Source organism: Amazonocrinis nigriterrae CENA67, assembly GCF_016056305.1.
GTDB lineage: Bacteria > Cyanobacteriota > Cyanobacteriia > Cyanobacteriales > Nostocaceae > Amazonocrinis > Amazonocrinis nigriterrae.
Map to the genome: position 1 here is coordinate 185118 of NZ_JAECZC010000001.1, position 18643 is coordinate 203760.

The 18643-nt window shown below is 41.9% G+C and carries 15 protein-coding genes, 1 tRNA gene and 1 pseudogene; 8 read left to right on the forward strand and 9 right to left on the reverse strand.

The window, feature by feature from the left end:
• The first annotated feature begins 411 nt into the window (after positions 1-411).
• The 5 genes and pseudogenes from I8748_RS00820 (at position 412) to I8748_RS00835 (ending at position 4089) form a co-directional block, all read left to right on the forward strand.
• Positions 412-2166 (forward strand): Mu transposase C-terminal domain-containing protein, encoded by a 1755-nt coding sequence (locus I8748_RS00820; RefSeq protein WP_198122807.1) that lies wholly within the window; start codon positions 412-414, stop codon positions 2164-2166.
• Between the two features lie 3 nt (positions 2167-2169).
• Positions 2170-2676 carry a TniB family NTP-binding protein gene (locus I8748_RS35570; RefSeq protein WP_263975709.1) on the forward strand — a complete coding sequence of 169 codons (507 nt, stop codon included), beginning with the start codon at positions 2170-2172 and terminating at the stop codon, positions 2674-2676.
• Complete coding sequence (locus I8748_RS35575) at positions 2621-3022, forward strand: TniB family NTP-binding protein (RefSeq protein WP_263975710.1); 402 nt, start codon at positions 2621-2623, stop codon at positions 3020-3022. The genes I8748_RS35570 and I8748_RS35575 overlap by 56 nt, the downstream gene beginning before the upstream one ends.
• Positions 3022-3522: pseudogene (locus I8748_RS36190) on the forward strand (TniQ family protein). The gene I8748_RS35575 and the pseudogene I8748_RS36190 overlap by 1 nt, the downstream one beginning before the upstream one ends.
• Before the next feature lie 192 nt (positions 3523-3714).
• A complete protein-coding gene (locus tag I8748_RS00835) occupies positions 3715-4089 on the forward strand; it encodes a hypothetical protein (RefSeq protein ID WP_198122808.1) in 375 nt (124 codons plus the stop codon).
• On the opposite strand, the gene I8748_RS00840 is transcribed toward I8748_RS00835, so the two are convergent.
• Together I8748_RS00840 and I8748_RS00845 are read right to left on the reverse strand one after the other, a co-directional pair.
• Positions 4086-7808: a CHAT domain-containing protein gene (locus tag I8748_RS00840; protein ID WP_225896270.1), complete on the reverse strand. Its 3723-nt coding sequence runs from the start codon at positions 7806-7808 to the stop codon at positions 4086-4088. The two genes, I8748_RS00835 and I8748_RS00840, sit on opposite strands and share 4 nt — an antisense overlap.
• Positions 7809-7852: 44 nt before the next feature.
• The gene (locus I8748_RS00845) at positions 7853-8221 is read right to left on the reverse strand and encodes a hypothetical protein (protein WP_198122809.1); all 369 of its coding nucleotides are present in this window, start codon (positions 8219-8221) and stop codon (positions 7853-7855) included.
• A 114-nt stretch (positions 8222-8335) separates the two neighbouring features.
• On the opposite strand from I8748_RS00845, the gene I8748_RS00850 reads away from it, so the two are divergent.
• Positions 8336-8731 (forward strand): hypothetical protein, encoded by a 396-nt coding sequence (locus tag I8748_RS00850; RefSeq protein ID WP_198122810.1) that lies wholly within the window; start codon positions 8336-8338, stop codon positions 8729-8731.
• Between the two features lie 120 nt (positions 8732-8851).
• Here the strand turns inward: I8748_RS00850 and I8748_RS00855 are convergent, their stop codons facing one another.
• The gene (locus tag I8748_RS00855; protein ID WP_198122811.1) at positions 8852-9304 is read right to left on the reverse strand and encodes a MerR family transcriptional regulator; all 453 of its coding nucleotides are present in this window, start codon (positions 9302-9304) and stop codon (positions 8852-8854) included.
• An 81-nt stretch (positions 9305-9385) separates the two neighbouring features.
• Here I8748_RS00855 and cas12k point away from each other — a divergent pair, with 81 nt between their 5' ends.
• Positions 9386-11299, forward strand: a complete 1914-nt coding sequence (gene cas12k / locus I8748_RS00860; RefSeq protein WP_198122812.1) for a type V CRISPR-associated protein Cas12k — start codon at positions 9386-9388, stop codon at positions 11297-11299.
• Positions 11300-12062: 763 nt separating this feature from the next.
• On the opposite strand, the gene I8748_RS00865 is transcribed toward cas12k, so the two are convergent.
• Positions 12063-12136, reverse strand: a tRNA-Val gene (locus I8748_RS00865).
• A 197-nt stretch (positions 12137-12333) separates the two neighbouring features.
• Entirely contained in the window at positions 12334-12555 is a 222-nt protein-coding gene (locus I8748_RS00870; RefSeq protein ID WP_225896271.1) for a hypothetical protein, read from the reverse strand.
• Between the two features lie 165 nt (positions 12556-12720).
• On the opposite strand from I8748_RS00870, the gene I8748_RS00875 reads away from it, so the two are divergent.
• Positions 12721-13497, forward strand: coding sequence for an SDR family NAD(P)-dependent oxidoreductase (locus I8748_RS00875; protein ID WP_198122813.1), 777 nt, complete (start codon positions 12721-12723; stop codon positions 13495-13497).
• Positions 13498-13636: 139 nt separating this feature from the next.
• On the opposite strand, the gene I8748_RS00880 is transcribed toward I8748_RS00875, so the two are convergent.
• The 4 genes from I8748_RS00880 to I8748_RS00895 all read right to left on the reverse strand — a co-directional run bounded on the left by I8748_RS00880 (position 13637) and on the right by I8748_RS00895 (position 18551).
• Entirely contained in the window at positions 13637-14416 is a 780-nt protein-coding gene (locus tag I8748_RS00880) for a photosystem II S4 domain protein (protein WP_198122814.1), read from the reverse strand.
• 128 nt (positions 14417-14544) lie between these two features.
• Positions 14545-15042: a hypothetical protein gene (locus I8748_RS00885; protein ID WP_198122815.1), complete on the reverse strand. Its 498-nt coding sequence runs from the start codon at positions 15040-15042 to the stop codon at positions 14545-14547.
• Positions 15043-15206: 164 nt separating this feature from the next.
• Complete coding sequence (locus tag I8748_RS00890) at positions 15207-15584, reverse strand: hypothetical protein (protein WP_096558638.1); 378 nt, start codon at positions 15582-15584, stop codon at positions 15207-15209.
• Between the two features lie 540 nt (positions 15585-16124).
• Complete coding sequence (locus I8748_RS00895) at positions 16125-18551, reverse strand: TolC family protein (protein ID WP_318781173.1); 2427 nt, start codon at positions 18549-18551, stop codon at positions 16125-16127.
• Between the last annotated feature and the right edge of the window lie 92 nt (positions 18552-18643).

The following is an 18643-nucleotide window of genomic DNA, read 5'->3' on the forward strand; positions in this document are numbered from 1 at the left end:
ATTGTCATACAACAGGCAAAACAGCTAATTCCAGGTAGCCGAGAAGAGAAAGCGAAAGATTAGCGTTACCTCAACAAAGTTGCCGTAAATATCACAGCCTAAAATTTTTACTAAAAAACCTGATTGATAAAATGCCGAACCTTGAAAATTGTACAGTGACTAATTATCTGTCGTCGTGACAAATTATTGTCATCGTTAAAATCCTTGTAGAGTATAGACTATAGCGCTTTCGGAGTTTTAGCATAACCTCTTTGTAGTGACAAAATAAATGTCATCATCCGTAATTGTGACAAATTAGGTGTCGCTTTATTGGCGAGAAAAAAGCTTTTGTATATTTTCATAATGACAAATTGACTGTCGTTTTCTGTAGACTTAGAATAACAATATGTATTCATAAAAAACTTATGTATTATGAACAGTCAGCAAAATCCTGATTTAGCTGTTCATACCTCGGCAATTCCTACAGAAGGATTACAAGGAGAAAGCGATCGACCTCTTGAGAGTAATGTGATTGTCATAGAACTTTCAGAGTCAGCCCAACTCAAGCTAGAGGTAATCCAAAGTTTGCTGGAACCATGCGATCGCACTACCTATGGGCAGAAGTTGAAAGAAGCTGCGGAAAATCTAGGTGTATCGGTGCGAACTGTGCAGCGGCTGGTCAAAAAGTGGGAGCAAGATGGCGTAGTCGGACTCACTCAAACTGGCAGGGGTGATAAAGGAAAGCATCGAATTGGTGAGTTTTGGGAAAACTTTATTCTCAAGACTTATAGGGAGGGCAATAAGGGTAGTAAACGCATGACCCCTAAACAAGTTGCCCTTAGAGTTCAGGCTAAAGCCCGTGAATTAGAGGACTCTAAGCCGCCTAATTACAGAACCGTGTTACGGGTATTAGCACCTTTATTGGAAAAGCAAGAAAAAGCTAAAAGTATCCGTAGCCCAGGTTGGAGAGGAACTACGCTTTCGGTTAAAACCCGTGAAGGGAAAGATTTATCTGTAGATTACAGTAACCATGTTTGGCAATGTGACCATACCCGTGTAGATGTGTTGCTGGTAGATCAACATGGTGATATTCTAAGTCGTCCTTGGCTAACAACAGTCATTGACACCTACTCTCGTTGCATTATGGGTATAAACTTGGGATTTGATGCACCAAGTTCTCAAGTAGTAGCGTTAGCATTACGTCATGCGATTTTGCCGAAGCGATACGGTTTAGAGTACAAACTGCACTGCGAATGGGGAACCTACGGTAAGCCAGAACACTTTTATACTGATGGTGGTAAAGACTTTCGCTCTAACCACTTGAGTCAGATTGGGGCGCAACTAGGATTTGTCTGTCATTTACGCGATCGCCCTTCTGAAGGTGGAGTAGTTGAACGTCCCTTCAAGACATTGAATGAGCAACTATTTTCAACGCTTCCTGGGTACACCGGATCTAATGTTCAGGAACGCCCAGAAGATGCACACAAGGATGCAAAACTTACTTTGCGAGAACTAGAACAGTTACTTGTTCGCTACATCGTTGACCGCTACAACCAAAGTATTGATGCGCGAATGGGCGATCAAACTCGCTTTGACCGTTGGGAAGCAGGGTTGCCTACAGTGCCTGTACCAATCCCAGAAAGAGATTTAGATATCTGCCTGATGAAGCAGTCACGGCGCACAGTGCAAAGAGGAGGATACTTGCAGTTTCAAAATTTAATGTATCGGGGGGAGTATTTAGCAGGTTACGCCGGAGAAACTGTGAACTTAAGATTTGACCCCAGAGACATTACAACAATTTTGGTTTATCGCCAGGAAAAAAATCAGGAAGTATTTCTGACTCGCGCTCATGCTCAAGGTTTGGAGACGGAGCAACTCTCATTAGATGAAGCTCTTGCAGCAAGTCGCAGACTCCGCACCGTAGGCAAAACTATCAGTAACCAATCTTTATTGCAAGAAGTTATAGATCGTGATGCTCTTGTAACTACCAAGAAAAGCCGTAAAGAGCGTCAAAAATTGGAACAGGCTATTTTGCGATCTGCTGCGGTTGATGAAGGTAAAACTGAGTCCTTGCCATCCCAAGTAGTTGAACCCGATGAAGTGGAATCTACACAAACAGATCAATCTCAATACGAAGAAATTGAGGTGTGGGACTATGAACAACTTCGTGAAGAATATGGGTTGTAAACAATGACAGATGCGAGTGCGTTCACGAAGTGTGCCGAAGGTATCGCCCAGCAGTTGGGTGGGGTAAAACCGGATGAAGATTGGTTACAAGTTGAAATTGCCCGTCTTAAGGGTAAGAGTATTGTTCCATTACAGCAGGTAAAAACTCTCCATGATTGGTTAGATGGCAAGCGCAAGGCAAGAAAATGTTGTCGGGTAGTTGGGGAATCGAGAACTGGTAAGACAGTTGCTTGTGATGCCTACAGATACAGACACAAACCTCAGCAGTCACCTGGACGACCTCCGATTGTGCCTGTAGTTTATATTCGACCTCACCAAAAATGTGGCCCCAAGGATTTGTTTAAAAAGATTACTGAGTACCTCAAATATCGGGTAACAAAAGGAACAGTATCTGATTTCCGAGATCGGGCTATAGAGATACTCAAGGGTTGCGGTGTAGAGATGCTAATTATTGATGAAGCTGACCGTCTTAAACCTGAAACTTTTGCGCTCTGTGCAAGATATTGCTGAAGATTTAGGAATTGCTGTAGTACTGGTAGGAACAGACCGTTTGGATGCGGTAATCAAGCGGGATGAACAGGTTCTAGAACGCTTTCGGGCGCATCTGCGCTTTGGTAAATTGTCGGGAGAGGATTTCAAGAAGACTGTAGAAACGTGGGAACAAATGGTTTTGAAACTGCCAGTATCTTCCAATCTAACGAGCAAGGAGATGCTAAGGATTCTCACATCAGCAACTGAAGGCTACATTGGTCGCCTTGATGAAATTCTTAGGGAAGCTGCAATTCGTTCTTTATCAAGGGGATTGAAGAAGATTGACAAGGCTGTTTTACAGGAAGTAGCAGCAGAGTACAAATAATGCCAGCACCAGATGTTGAACCTTGGCTATTCTTGATTGAACCCTATGAAGGAGAGAGCTTAAGCCATTTTCTTGGTAGGTTCAGACGTGCTAACCATTTATCTGCCAGTGCGTTGGGTAGTTTGGCAGGGATTGGTGCAGTGGTAGCAAGGTGGGAGCGATTTTATTTTAATCCTCGCCCTAGCCAAAAAGAGTTGGAGGCGATCGCATCTGTAGTAGAAGTAAATGCCCAAAGGTTAGGTGAAATGCTGCCGCCTGCTGGAGTGGGGATGTAGCATCAAACCATTCGGTTATGTGGGGCTTGTTATGCAGAAACACCTTGTCACCGGATTGAGTGGCAGTTTAAAGAAACAGGAGGGTGCGATCGTCATCAAATCAAGCTTTTAGCGAAGTGTCGAAACTGTGAAGCTCGTTTCAAAATGCCTGCGCTGTGGGAGGATGGGTGTTGTCATAGATGCAGAATGCCGTTTGCGGAAATGGCAAAGCTACAGAAGGGTTAATGCTAAGACCAGAAAAACGTGTGAAATTAACCAAGCCTCTAAATTGATCTGGTTGTCAAAAAAATTTGTGCGATCGCCTGCAACATTGTTTCTATTGTTGATGTTGTGCGATCAAAATTTGCATATTTCTAGATCGGGCATGAAATGTATAATTATCTAGTTATTCGTGTATTTACTGCTTAAACCTATAAAATGCTTACCGTTACACCAGAAGAAATTAGTCAGTTTCGCAGCCAATTGGCGGATAGTCCAGAGGCTTTAGCGGCTTTGGATGCTATAGAAGAGTGTGAAGGTTATTTAGATGATGCTGTTCCACTGCTGGTTATGCGGGAAACTGCACAGCAAGCAGATAGAGGATTAGGATTGAATGATTGGTTAGAAAAAATTCGCCAATTTGTTTGTCAAGAGGAAGTCAGAGAGTTTTTAGAATCAGGATTAATTGCTCCTGTTATAGAACCATTGGCTGTTAGTACAGGTATTCCTTTGGGTACTGCTACTGGACTTAGTATATTGGTGTTTAAATTGGGTGCGAAAAATTTTTGTAAAGTCCCTGAATCTGGTGCTTAACGTCCAGAAGCGATAAATCCAGCCCAGTAGTAAGGATTTGCAAAAGGTAAGGGTTGACGTTGCTTAATTATTTTCAAAGATTCCTCATATATTAATACTTGTCCTTTTCTCAATTGAGCAAGTATCTTTTTCTCTTCCCAAAACTTGACTACTTCCTCAACCGTTAGATTTCGTAGCCATGTTTGAGCTTCCTTTAGAGCTACGGCAACATCTCCAGCTTCTAGATTATCAAGTTTAAATAAATTCTCATAGAATTTCATCATTAAAAAGCTAGTGGAAAGGTCATCTACTGTCCAGAGAGAACTAACAACACTGGGACTACCTGCTAACAAAAAACCGCTAGGTAAACCAATATATTCATCACTGGAATTGTCAAAATCAATCAATCCAGTTTCGCAAGCAGAAAGGGTGACGAGGCGACAGTTTTCTAATTGCAAAGCAAATATTTTATCTAACGTCAGACATTTTTCTAAATCGTGAGTTTCTCCAGCGCGTACATTTAGATAACGTTCAGGGTTAGATTTTGTTGCGGTGTCTGCGACTGCTGTATTGGCTAGAATTAAACCAGATTGACTAGCTTTTTTCAAGTTAAAATAACCGTGACAACTAAAGTGAGCGCAGTTGTAAGTATTTAACTCAGATTGATTAAATTGATTAATTGCTGCGAGTGTCGCTGCGTCTGTGTTCAAGACATTGGTAGCATTAAAATAACTTTGAATAACTTGTACTTCTAAATCGGTATAGTTTAAATCGCCTGTGGGGTTTTGAACTGCAAAGAGGGATTGAAAATCACGGCGTTGGCGTTGCTGTACTTGTTGCAGTAATTGACAACTGGGTGCATAACTCACACCACCAGTAAATAAATCTAGAAGACTAGAATAACTTGCAGCATTTTGATTGATTGGTAGGGCATGAAGGGGGAATAGATGCAAGAACCTATGAGGAATTAAAATGAGTTGATTACAATGCTTTGATCGCTGATTGATGATGGCAATTATTTCATCAATGTGTAGAATTGTCGCTAATTGTTGAAGTGCTGACTCTAAGCTATTCAGCCATTGGTCATTTTGATTATAGTAATTTTGTAAATATTGATTTATCCAATTTTCTAAAGCTTTGAAATCTTCTGCCTGGGATTGCCAAACTGTTACTTCTCCTGTTTTGGTGACAATAAACGCCAGGATTTTATCATTCAGAATATACCACTCAATGATGACTGTATTCTCATGCAACGTAGCTTGAAATAAATTAAAATCAAAACCATAACCAACGGGTAAATAGCGGTTTTGCAATTCGTTACGCTGCTGTCGCAATTCTTGGAGATGTTGTGCTAATTCCTGGGGATTTTCCGCTTTACCATTTTGGATTTGATATTGTCCTACGGCTATGTCATCCCTGTATTTTTCTAGTTGAGTGAATACTTCTGGAGGGAAGATGGTTTTAGTGTCGCGTTCGAGGATTTGCTCAACTAAACTGCGAGTTTTACTGCATTCAGCATATTCTATTGCTTCGGTAATCTTATTTAACTGCAAGCAAACTTCTACCATACGGCTATAAATATTGTTAAAGTGTTCCGCTTGTTTGCGTTTGCTTTCTTCACCAGATACTATTTCTTCCCGTAAAGATTCTACTGTGTCAATGGCAGACTCAAAAGCATTGTATGCTGAATCAAATTTGTTTGCATTTTGGTAAGCAGTTCCCAGTCCCCACAAAGTTTCTACATAGTCTTGAGGCAAAGCTTCCCTGGTGTAGACAGTTAAAGCGTCAGTATATGCAGCGATCGCATTTTCGATGTTCTCTGCTCTGTCGCCTTTGATTCTATTACTGTAGGCATTGGCGAGATTAAGTTGCGTCATTGCCCAATCAACAGGCAAAGCTTCCCTGGTGTAGACAGTTAAAGCAGCAGTATAAGCAACGATGGCATTTTCGATGTTTTCTGCTCTGTCGCCTTTGATTCTATCGCTGTAGGCAAGAGCAAGATTATTTTGCGTTCTTGCCCAATCAATAGGCAAAGCTTCCCTGGTGTAGACAGTTGAAGCAGCAGTATAAGCAACGATGGCATTTTCGATGTTTTCTGCTCTGTCGCCTTTGATTCTATCGCTGTAGGCAACAGCGAGATTATTTTGCGTTGCTGCCCAATCAATAGGCAAAGCTTCCCTGGTTCTGACAGTTAAAGCGTCAGTATATGCAGCGATGGCATTTTTGATGTTTTCTGCTCTGTCGCCTTTGATTCTGTCGCTGTAGGCAGCAGCGAGATTATTTTGCGTTGTTGCCCAATAAATAGGCAAAGCTTCCCTGGTGTAGACAGTTAAAGCGTCAGTATATGCAGCGATCGCATTTTCGATGTTCTCTGCTCTGTCGCCTTTGATTCTATTACTGTAGGCAAGAGCGAGATTAAGTTGCGTCATTGCCCAATCAACAGGCAAAGCTTCCCTGGTGTAGACAGTTAAAGCCGCAGTAGAAGCCGCAATCGCATTTTCGATGTTCTCTGCTCTGTCGCCTTTGATTCTATTGCTGTAGGCAACAGCGAGATTATTTTGCGTTCTTGCCCAATCAATAGGCAAAGCTTCCCTGGTGTAGACAGTTGAAGCAGCAGTATATGCAGCGATCGCATTTTCGATGTTCTCTGCTCTGTCGCCTTTGATTCTATTACTGTAGGCAAGAGCGAGATTATTTTGCGTCATTGCCCATTCAACAGGCAAAGCTTCTCTGGTTCTGACAGTTAAAGCCGCAGTAGAAGCCGCGATCGCATTTTCGATGTTCTCTGCTCTGTCGCCTTTGATTCTGTCGCTGTAGGCAAGAGCGAGATTATTTTGCGTCATTGCCCAATCAACAGGCAAAGCTTCTCTGGTTCTGACAGTTAAAGCCGCAGTATATGCAGCGATCGCATTTTCGATGTTCTCTGCTTTGTCGCCTTTGATTCTATCCCTGTAGGCATTGGCGAGATTATTTTGCGTTGCTGCCCATTCAACAGGCAAAGCTTCCCTGGTGTAGACAGTTAAAGCCGCAGTATATGCAGCGATCGCATTTTCGATGTTCTCTGCTCTGTCGCCTTTGATTCTATTGCTGTAGGCAACAGCGAGATTATTTTGCGTTGCTGCCCAATCAATAGGCAAAGCTTCCCTGGTTCTGACAGTTAACGCGACTTCGTAGCCAGTGATAGAAATTTCTATATTGCTGGCTTTGTCACCCAAGGGGAATTGCTGAATTAGATTGCTAAAACCAATAACTGCTGCTAAATATTTCGCCTCATCTGCTTTCGCTTCCTTAAGTGTATTTGTTGCCCAACGACGTAGTATTTCTGCAAATACTCCATCAAGTTTGTCTGTATTCTTTGCCAACAAAGGGTAAACTATCTGGGGATTACCTTCGTTGCCTGCGATTGCTTGTAGTACCTGCATCAAGAATTGAAAATATGCTTCTGTCTTCTCCTCACTCAGAGATTGCAAATCTACTTGAGTCTCTAGATTTAACGCTTCCCGTAGTTGCATTGCCAAATTTTGCAACTTATTTGTTGTCTTTTCATCACCGTGTTGGGAATACATTTGTGCTACTTCTTCTACCTTCTGCACCAAGCCAGCATCAAGTAAATCTTGGTGTGCTGCTAAAATCTCTGGTTCTTTACCACTGGGAGCATCTAACAAACTGCGAATGAGGTTGAGATAGGTTTGCTGACGCTGTTCGTTCATAGGTAAGGGCGTGAAACGCAATATATTCATGAGAATGATTCAACGCCAACGCCCTCAATTCCAGAAAAGATTACTTAACTCATCGCCTCAACTAACTTTTTGCGGCTAGGGCGCTTACGCTCTGATTTTTTCTTTAATCCTACAGCTTGCGCCTGATCGCTATCTGAGCCATACTGTCCCCGGACAACTTCTTTCATCGCTAACACCGCATTGTGAAATTCCCACTCCGCTAATCGCGCTGCATCAGACGCAGCACGGTATAAAGTTAGTTTCTCAACTTCGGCTTTTTGAGCATTTAACATTGCTTCATAAGATGCCTCTAATTTGCTCGTGGAAGCATCATCTCGGCTGGTTTGATAATTAGTGACGGTTTGCAAACCGTGGAATGAATTAATATCTTGATCGATGATAGGAGGCGTGAGACGGCGGTTTGTGTTTTGCATGGCTGTTAATATATCCGTAGTGGACTATATATCTAGTGTGTCAATTTAAACTTAAAATTGCTTGGGCAAATACACGTAATTAAATCAATTCGCAATACTTTGACAGGTTTTACAGTGAGCCTGTCGAACTGCTCAGTACAGGTTCGCCATACCCTGCGGGAAGCCGCAACGAGAGAAACCCCCTCACGCAATTATTCTTCGCAACGCGACGCGATCGCAAGTTTTCCAGAGAATATAAAAGGATGTTTAAAAAACAATTTTTCTGTAAGACGATACATCATTAATGTAAGACAATACATTGTGAATGCAAGGCAATACATCATTAATGCACGGCGATACATTGCGAATGTAAAACGATACATTATTAATGTAGTGAATTACATTTTAGGTGTAGCTATTGCAATTAAAAATCGCAACTGTAACAAAGCGATCGCAAATGATATTTTGGCAATGGCTGTGGTGGTCACTGAAGCTCACTCGAAGTGCTGGCTACGCCTACGCATTTATTGATTTTGTGATTTCGGCGATTAAGGATGTAGCGAAGCCAGTTTCCGTCTACGTGAGAATTTTAGATAACAGGAAGATGCGATCTTAAAGAAGAACAACGCTGAAGACTTTGGTATCTTGATATTACTCGCTAAAGCGTTTGAGGTTTTGCTGTAAGACTTCGTGAATGCGATCGCTCCAAAAAGGTATCACAGTTTGTCCTTGACAAAGGGCATCCACTGCCACTTGCTTGTCAAACTCTGCTAATTTCAAAGGCTGCTCTTGGGAGCGAGTAGGTAAGAACATTAGCTGCTTCATTTTTTCTTGAGGAACAAACTCATCGAATAACCATGCTTCCCTTTCGCGTAATGCTTCTAATGCTGCATGGCAAACTTCAAAGTTTAAACCTATTGATAGCAGATATTCCATCACTGTCAACACCAACAGATCGCTTTTGGAGTAGTAAACATTACGACCTTTGCCAGTAATGTTAACTGTTGGCACTACAACTCCCTTTTCACGCCAATACTGCAACTGCCTGCGAGTGCAGTTGGTAATTTCAGCGGCTTCTGTACTTGTATAGAACTTTTCATCCATATAATTTATCGTACATAAGCTGTTCTTCAAACACACAATTTTTCATAAACACATAATGTGTTTTTGTGATAGTCTAGTTTCATGAGTATGATTACTATTCAAAGTCGCCTTACCGCCAGTGAATCAGTGCGCCAACAACTCTGGAAGTTGATGGCACAGGCAAATACGCCCCTAATTAACGAATTGCTGCAACAGGTTCCTCAGCACCCCGACTTCGAGAAGTGGCGACAAAAAGGCAAACTTCCTGCCACTGCTATTCTTCAATTATGTCAACCATTGAAAACAGATCCTCGCTTTGTCGGTCAGCCTGCTAGTTTCTATATGTCAGCAATTCATGTTGTAGACTACATCTACAAATCTTGGCTAGCCGTACAGAAACTTTTACGAGCATCGCTAGAGGGTCAAATGCGCTGGCTAGCAATGCTCAAAAGTGATGCGGAATTAGTAGAAATCAGTGGACAAACCTTACAGGTGATTCGTACTAAAGCAGCCGAAATGCTGACTGATTGCATTACAGTATCTGGCTTTGATAGTACACCTCAAAGGACAAAGAGCAAAAAGTCTCAAAAATTATCTTCATCAAACAGTAGCTCCAACTTAAAAAATACCCTTTTTCAGGCTTACCGCGAAACAGACGACATAATAACACGCTGCGTCATTAGTTACTTGCTCAAGAATGGCTGTAAAGTCAGTGAAAAAGAGGAAGATTTAGAGAAATTTGTGCAACGTCGGCGCAAAGTCGAAATTCAGATTGAAAGGCTCTCTGAACAACTTACTAGCCGCATACCTAAAGGTCGAGACTTGCTCAATGCAAAATGGTTAGAGACGCTCTTGGTTGCTACTACCACAGCCCCTCAAGACGAGGCTCAAGCCAAGCACTGGCAGAATATTCTGTTAAGCCAACCCAGTTCTCTCCCCTTTCCTCTGGTCTTTGAAACCAACGAATACATGGTTTGGTCAAAGAACCAAAAAGGACGGTTGTGCGTTCAATTTAACGGCTTGAGCGATCTTACCTTCGAGGTTTACTGCGACACTCGCCAACTTCATTGGTTTCAACGCTTTTTAAAAGACCAACAGACTAAACGCAACGGCAAAAATCAACATTCCAGTAGCTTGTTCACCCTCAGAAATGGTCGTCTAGCTTGGCAACAAGGCGAAGAAAAAGGCGAACCTTGGAATGTGAACCACTTAATTCTCTACTGTACTATTGACACTCGCTTGTGGACTTCCCAAGGAACAGAACAAGTCAGGCAAGAAAAAGCTGCTGAGATTGGTAAAGTCATCACTCGGATGAAAGAAAAGAATGACCTCAGCGAAACACAACAAGCTTTTATCAAGCGCAAACAATCTACACTGGCTAGAATTGACAATTCCTTTGAACGTCCCAGCAAACCCATTTATCAAGGTCAATCTCATATTTTGGTGGGAGTAAGCCTGGGATTAGAAAAACCCGCCACCGTTGCTGTAGTGGATGCCCTTGCAGACAAAGTTCTGGTTTACCAAAGTATCCATCAATTGCTGGGTAAAAATTACAATCTCCTGAACCGCCAGCGCCGACAAAAACAATTTTTAGCTCACCAACGCCATAAAGCACAGAAACGTGAAGCCAACAGCCAATTAGGAGAATCTGAGTTAGGGCAATATGTAGACCGATTGTTAGCGTTTGCGATCGTGGCGATCGCTAAAACCCATAAAGCCAGCAGTATAGTCTTGCCCAAACTGGGAGATATGCGAGAAATTGTCCAAAGTGAAATTCAAGCTAGAGCCGAACAAAAATGCCCTGGTTATCTAGAAGCTCAGCAAAGATATGCCAAACAGTACCGCATTAACGTGCATCACTGGAGTTACGGCAGATTAATTGAGAACATTAAAAGTCAGGCTAAAAAAGCTGGAATTGTTGTTGAAGAAGGACAGCAACCAGTTCGAGGTAGCCCACAGGAGAAAGCTTATGTATTGGCGATTTCAACATACCGCGATCGTCTAACCCAAGTTTGACAAATCTCTGAACCTTGACAATCGCATATTTAACAGCGCCGCAGTTCATGTTCTCAAGAGCCGCTGAATTGTGAAAAATGTGGGTTAGTTTGACTGTTGCAAGACAGTCTTGCTTTCTGACCCTAGTAGCTGCTCACCCTGATGCTGCTGTCGCAAGACAGGAATTAGGTGCGCTCCCAGCAATAAGGGTGCAGATGTACTGCTGTAGTGGCTACTGAATCACCCCCGACCAAGGGGGAACCCTCCCTAATTTTTTATTTAGCTAAACTAAAGCAAGTCCAAAATTGCTGACTATTTGTATCACGTTTGTATACATGAGTTTGAAATAGTTGCTCTGTAACTGTCTTCCTAACAATGAAAGGGTTGAAAGTCCTCTAAGAATTTGGCATCTTTAGCTACATATTTACAACTTCTTTCCTCTTAATAGGAAAATTGAAAAACTTATTTATCAGTGAGCGATGTCTACGACGGGCTTCACCTACGCATTTTTAGGTACAGAGTGTCACAAAAGACTAGTATCTTCTGAATTGGGAGGGTTGAAAGAGAGCGCTACGTTGACATTTTGTTGAGTTGCGCGTTTGTTAAAACTGTTTAATCAGACTAAAGCAGTTAAAATATTAATGGTTTATTGCGGAACTTTCAGGATAATGACAATAATTTGTCATCGGTACTTTAGAGCCACTTAATTCGCTTGATGACAACAATTTGTCTGTGACGACATTAATCTGTCACCAATGACAAATAATTAGTCACTGTACAAAAATGGACGTAACTGGATTCGAACCAGTGACCTCTACGATGTCAACGTAGCGCTCTAACCAACTGAGCTATACGTCCTTAACTACACGATTTATAATAATAGCATATCATTTATTTACAAGGCAAGACCAAACGCGAAAATCAGGTAAACTTCATGGACTGACGCAACTGAACGTTTATTTTACCTGTAGCTGCTGTAGTTTATTATTTGCCGATCGCAGTAGCTCTTGGGCTTTGAGATCAGCTGCGGTTTTTCCTCCTAAGGTTTTGGAAATCTACTCTAACTGATTGAGTGCTGAACGCCAGGCTGCGATCGCACTACGTTTATCTGTTATTGTTGAAGCCTGTTGATATTCTTGTTTGGCTTTCAATAGCACCTGTGTGTTGTCAGTAAGCAACATCTGAGCATTCTTTTCTTGAAATACCTTAGCTTGTAGTTGTCCAACTTTGCTACGAGATGCATTGATACTGTAGACGCTGAAGCGTCTATATACCACCAATATTTGTATTCTGACCAATCATTGATAAACATTGCTATTCAGCACCATAAAATTATGTGTAGTAATTTTATCCCTGTTGATATATGACTCCGGTTAGTTCAAAAACCCAGCAAATTATAGTTACTATTTATAAGGAAATAAGAAAGACTTTATATAAATAGAATGCCAACTGCTCTTATTACTGGTGCTTCTAGTGGTATCGGTAAAGCCTTTGCCCAAGAACTAGCTGCACGTCAGACAAATCTTGTTCTAGTTTCTCGTTCTGAAGAAAAACTTAATCAATTAGCAAAACAACTACAAGAAAAATATAAAATTCAAGTAGATGTTATAGTTAAAGACCTCACAGAACCTAATGCACCTGCTGCTGTATTTGATGCCACTAAAGTCAAGGGATTAACAATTGATTTATTAATCAATAATGCTGGTTTTGGCGACTATGGAGATTTTGCCGAAAGCGACAGAGAACGGCAAACTAAGATTATACAATTAAACATTTTGGCATTGGTAGATTTAACCCATCATTTTCTGCCTTTAATGCGACAACGCCGTTCTGGCAGCATTATTAACTTATCCTCAATTACCGCATTTCAACCAATGCCATACCTTTCTGTGTATGCAGCCAGCAAAGCTTTTATTGTCAGTTTTAGTCAGGCACTGTGGGCTGAAAATCGCTCCTATGGTGTCCGCGTTCTCGTTGCTTGTCCTGGGCCAATAGAAACTAACTTTTTTGCTGAAGCCAATTTTCCTCCTGCTTTGGCAGGCAGCACCAATCAAATGTCTACTAGTGAAGAAGTCGCACGGGAATCCCTAAAAGCTTTGGAAAATTGGCAACCAAATGTCATTATTGGTGATTTTACTACTCAAATCAGGACTGTATTAGCCCGCATAGTACCACGAAAAATTTTACTGGAAATGTTAGTGAGAAAGTTTAAAGTCTAAGTGAGGCAAGTAAGGAGTAGTGTCAAATTAAAAATTGCGATTGCTATAGCTATTCAAGACCCTGATTTTGATAATCAGGGTTTGTAGTTATTTTGATTCAAATTATTTACAGCCTTCAAAACTCCTAATTTTTCACTTGTTACATATACCTTGTTAATTGAACTCGATAACGGTCTTTTTTAGTAACTGCAATTTCGCCAACTTCTAAACGTCCTTTACTGCGAATGGCGATTAAGTCCCCTGATTTCACTTGAGAACTAGCTTGAGTGACTTCTTTCCAGTTGACACGGACATCACCGCTATCGATTAAATCAACCATTTTGCTACGGGACATGCCAAAACCAGCAGATGCGATCGCGTCTAATCGCAAAGAAGCTTCCACAGTTGTTAATTCTTTTTTCTTCGGTTCCCGAACCTTTAACTCGTTGATATCAATCGGCTGAGTTTTCACTGGCACCGATCGCACCTGTTTAAGATTCATTTCGAGAAATTCTGCCAACTCTGGTGCTACAATTGCCTGCGCTCCTCTCTCTCCCAGTACAATAATGTCTCCTGTCTTTTCGCGGACAATTCCCGTTCCCAACATTGCGCCTAAAAAGTCGCGGTGAGTAGCGGTGTCAAACAGGAAATTACCAGCGATTTCTAGCGCCACAAGGGAAACTTGAGATTCATCTAGAGGCATTTCCGCACGAGCGATCGCAATTCTTTGCCGTTCTGCTTGCGGATATCCACCCCACGCCACCAATTGCACTTCTGTTAACCGATTGAAAACCCGTTGTATTTCTGCCAATTCTGGAGGAGACAGAAAATCTGTCAAAACTACTTCCCAAGTTTTGATAGCTTGCTCTGCCTGATCAATGACACGAGCTACAGTTTCTCGGTTTTCTACACCCTTTAAAAGTTCTTCTCTTGGTAACATCGTAAAAAATTAGGAGTTAGAAGCTAAAAGTTAAAAGTTAGGAGTTAGGAGTTAGGAGTTATTGTTCTCCCTCATCCCCCCATCTCCCCTGCACCCCTGCACCCCTGCACCCCTGCATCAAGTACTAATTATTGCTCAGCATAACCCTGAATATTCTCCGGCTCAAACTGGCGTAAAATCCTGGTTGCTTGCCTAGTTAGGGTTTCAGAACCCTGAACTACAACTATGTATTTACCCACTTCTAAGCGGTTGCGGTAGGGTAAAGCATCACCACTGCCTACAACTAGACCAACCCCACCACCAACAAAAACACTTCCCATCCCGCCACTAACAGCGCCCAGCAATCCCCCAATAATATGATTACCAATTTCACCAGCCCAGGCAAAGGTATCTAAACCAGTGATGACGCTGAAGGTAAAACCTGCGAAAAAGCCAAATGGTATCAACCAGAATGCCATAAGCCGCGCTTGCTTTTTGGCTTGCTCTCTGGGGTCAATCAAGCCAAACTCGTCAGCACTTTTATACCCCTTGCCTAAGATAGTACTTTGTATGCCTTCTTTTTCTAAGGCTAAGTAAGCAGCTTCGGCTTGGATGCGGTCTTGTAATACGGCAACAAGGTAATTCATGTTCACGTTTCTTAACAGCGTATCCGTGCTGATTGAATCTAATGTTGTGCCTAGTTTCAGATTATCAGCCACAGACAGGACACAAGGGTAAATCAATTTAAAATTTAAAATTTTAGATTTTGATCCCTCATTTTCCTATCCTCCCACATCCCCAGGTGAAGATATCACTTGAGTGAGTCTAATGGCTCACAAAAATTGTTTACGCCTTGCTTGAGGACATATATCAAAACCGGGGTTGCTAAAATCTTAGGAAATGTGGGCATTGTTTTGAGGTGTTCCATCATCCCAATCAGCGAGCTATTGAGTAAGTCTTCTCGATATTCTTGTTCACAAATGACTGCACGCCATTTTCTAGCCAAAGCATCTAGCCATTCGGAATTTGCTCTTTCTGGTTGTTGACCTGCCTTAATAGCTAGTGTCATCGCTGCATCTTCTAAATCTCCTTCACAGTCCTCAATCAAGTCGAGTGCTTCCATTGCTCCTAAATCATCTGCCAATTGGGAGCGAAACAGTGCAATTTCTTTTGATGTAACTTTAGTCATAAATTTTTATCAGCCGAGCAATTTGCCACTCAGCTATGTTAGTCCAATTGTAACTGCTTATTTTGGTGTGTTAATTTTGCAACTTGGAGTGTAACCTTGCTCCCAGTCATTTTTAATTAAGCATAAGTGTTTTGTAGAGCAATGAGATTTTAATGCATTTATTTTTACAATATCCAATTATACCAATTTCTGATTTTAAATTTTGGAATAAAAGTCTCTAGTTCAACATTATTCTAGGAATATCAAATAAATACTAGCTTTCATAATTTGCAATAGCCCTCAAAGATAGTATTAATTATTACGTAGTCTATCGAAAATTACTTAATAGACAATACTTGAGCTATGAATATGGAGGCTATTCTGGATCAGAAAATAGTCAAAAGTCTTTAATCTATAGTCATTTTTATTTTGCACGAGAACTAATAAACGCCACTTGCTACTCTTTCTTAAGCCTATCAAAGGGTGTTTACAAATTTGGTCAACAAAGCAATGCCTTGGGTTGTAATGACTAATGACTAATGACTAATGACTAATGACTAACTAAGGTGTTGCCCTGGAGGAAATAGCTCTTTGTAAGTCAGCTAAAGCGCGGTTGTAATCTAAAATGGCTCTGACACGATTACCTTCAGCTGTTGTCAGGTCGTTTTCAGAGTTAATTACATCAGTTTGAGTACCTACACCAGCTTGGAATCGTAAACGCGCCAGACGTAGAGCTTCCCTAGCTTGTTCTAAAGCAGTATTGGCGGTTTGAACATTCTCCAATCTAGCTTGCTGGGTAGAAAAAGCTTGTTCTACCTGAAAGCGGATTTGGTTACGCTGCTCAGCAAATTGAGTTTCTGCAATCGCAATATTAGCTTTGGCTTGAGCGGCCCTTGCTTTTGCTGCTCCTCCATCGTACAAATTCAGGGTTGCCCGAACTCCCAGGGAGTAACCATCGGTAGCACTGGTATTATCATTAAATTGATCTAACAATTGGTAGCTGGCAACCAAGCTCACTTGAGGCCCCAGAGATGAAAGCGCCTGTCGCCGTTGCTGCTCATAAATATTGCGTTGTGCCAATTGTTGTTGCAGTTCCGCACGGTTTTGAAAAGCTAGAACAATACTTTGTTCTAAGGTTTGGTTCCAAATACCTGCTAATTGCACAGGGTCTGCTGCACTGATATTTATCGACTGGGGCAAACTGATGCGAGTTGCTAACTGACGTCGGGCAATTTGCTGCTGTGCAAAAGCATTAGTCAAGTCTTGTTGGGCATTTGCTAAATTAACTTGCGATCGCAGTACATCGAACCGAGTACCAACCCCAGCGGTTTCTAAAGCTTGGGCATCACGCAAACTAGCTTGAGAATTCTCTACGGCTGACTGGGCAATACGTACCTCTTCATCTCTTTGCTGCAAATTGTAGTAATCAGTGGTGACATTCAAGCGGATTTGCTCAGACTGACTCTCTACAGCCAATTCATTGAAACGCACTTGTTCTTCAGCCTGTCTGATGCTAGCTCGCCGATTCCCAGAGGTATAAATGTTATACGTCAGTTGTGCTTGTCCATTAAAAGAGGTAGTGGGATCATCCGATGTCGGTGGTGCAACTCCTTGTTCCACCTGAAGTTGAGTCGAAGCTGCCTGGCTACGAGTCAGCTCAGCAGTCACACCAACATTAGGAAGCAAAGCAGCTTGCGCTTCGCGTAAAGCCGCTTGAGCGCGTTGTAGCTCCAACAATGAAACTTGTAAATCCCGATTGTTGCGCCGTGCCAGTTCCAAAGCCTGTGCCAAGGTAATCGGCTGATTTCCCTGAAATGTCACTTCCTCCGGTTTGGTAGGAAACTGCAACGGATTTGGATTGGAATTGAGGTTATTAGGAATTTCCACACCATGACCTGGTGCAGGAGTGACTGTTGCTGGTTGAGTTTGAGTTGGTACAGAATTACCAGTCTCAGGAGTGACTGTTGCTGGTTGAGTTTGAGTTGGTACAGAATTACCAGTCTCAGGAGTGACTGTTGCTGGCTGAATCGGATTCGTTTCCGAACCAGCAGGAGTGACTGTTGCTGGTTGAATCGGATTCGCTTCCGAACCAGCAGGAGTGAGTGTTGCTGGCTGAGTTTGAGTTGGTACAGAATTACTAGTCTCAGGAGTGACTGTTGCTGGTTGAATCGGATTCGCTTCCGAACCAGCAGGAGTGGCTGTTGCTGGTTGAATCGGATTAACTTCCGAACCAGCAGTTTCAGGGGGTGAGGCCGTGTCAGGAGTAATGTTATTGTTCTGAGCTACCAATTTCTGAGCGAAATTGTGCTGCTGACAGGCTTTTGAGGTCAACAGCAAAGAAGCTAATTCCCCTTTTTCCTGGGAACAACTTTCTACTTCTAACAGCTTTGCAGACCCTACATCCCTAAGCGCAGTTTGTAAAACAGTCGGTAATTGTGTTTCAGGCTTTTTTACTGGCGTTATAGGTTGCCGTAAGGAAGACAGTGAAAAAGTTCCTTTTGGCACAGAAGCGTTTTTTTCAGCAGAAGGAGAAACAACTCTTTTCTCAGATTGCTGCCCAGAATTAGCTAAGGTTCTCTGTTGTTTATCACTTGTAGAATTATTTTGCTTTGGCTGCTGGGAAGATTTTAAGGCAGATATCAAACTGACAAATCTATTTTCATCTTTATTAGGTATTTGTGCTATGGATACACCAGGATTTACAGTCGAAATAACTGGGTTACTTTTACTACTTAAAGACTTGAAATTGAGCTTTTTAAACCCAGTGACAGGTACTGTGGTCGGAAAAGTTTTGGTTGCAGTCTGAGGCTGTTGTGTATGAATATTGTCCGCAACTAGAGTTCGACTATCAGTAGAAGTCAAAACACTAAGAGAAGACGCCAGTTGTATGCCACTTACCTTCATTGACCCAGCCCAAGCAGGCTGGGTTGTTAATACTGCTGCTGTTACACCAGGCAAGAAACTATAAAATAATTGCTGTCTTTTCACCGCATCCCCTCACACAAGAAATCAATCTAGCGGCAGAAAACCCTTCTTCCCCACAGAATATAGCACGAACCTAAAATTAGGAGGGAATATAG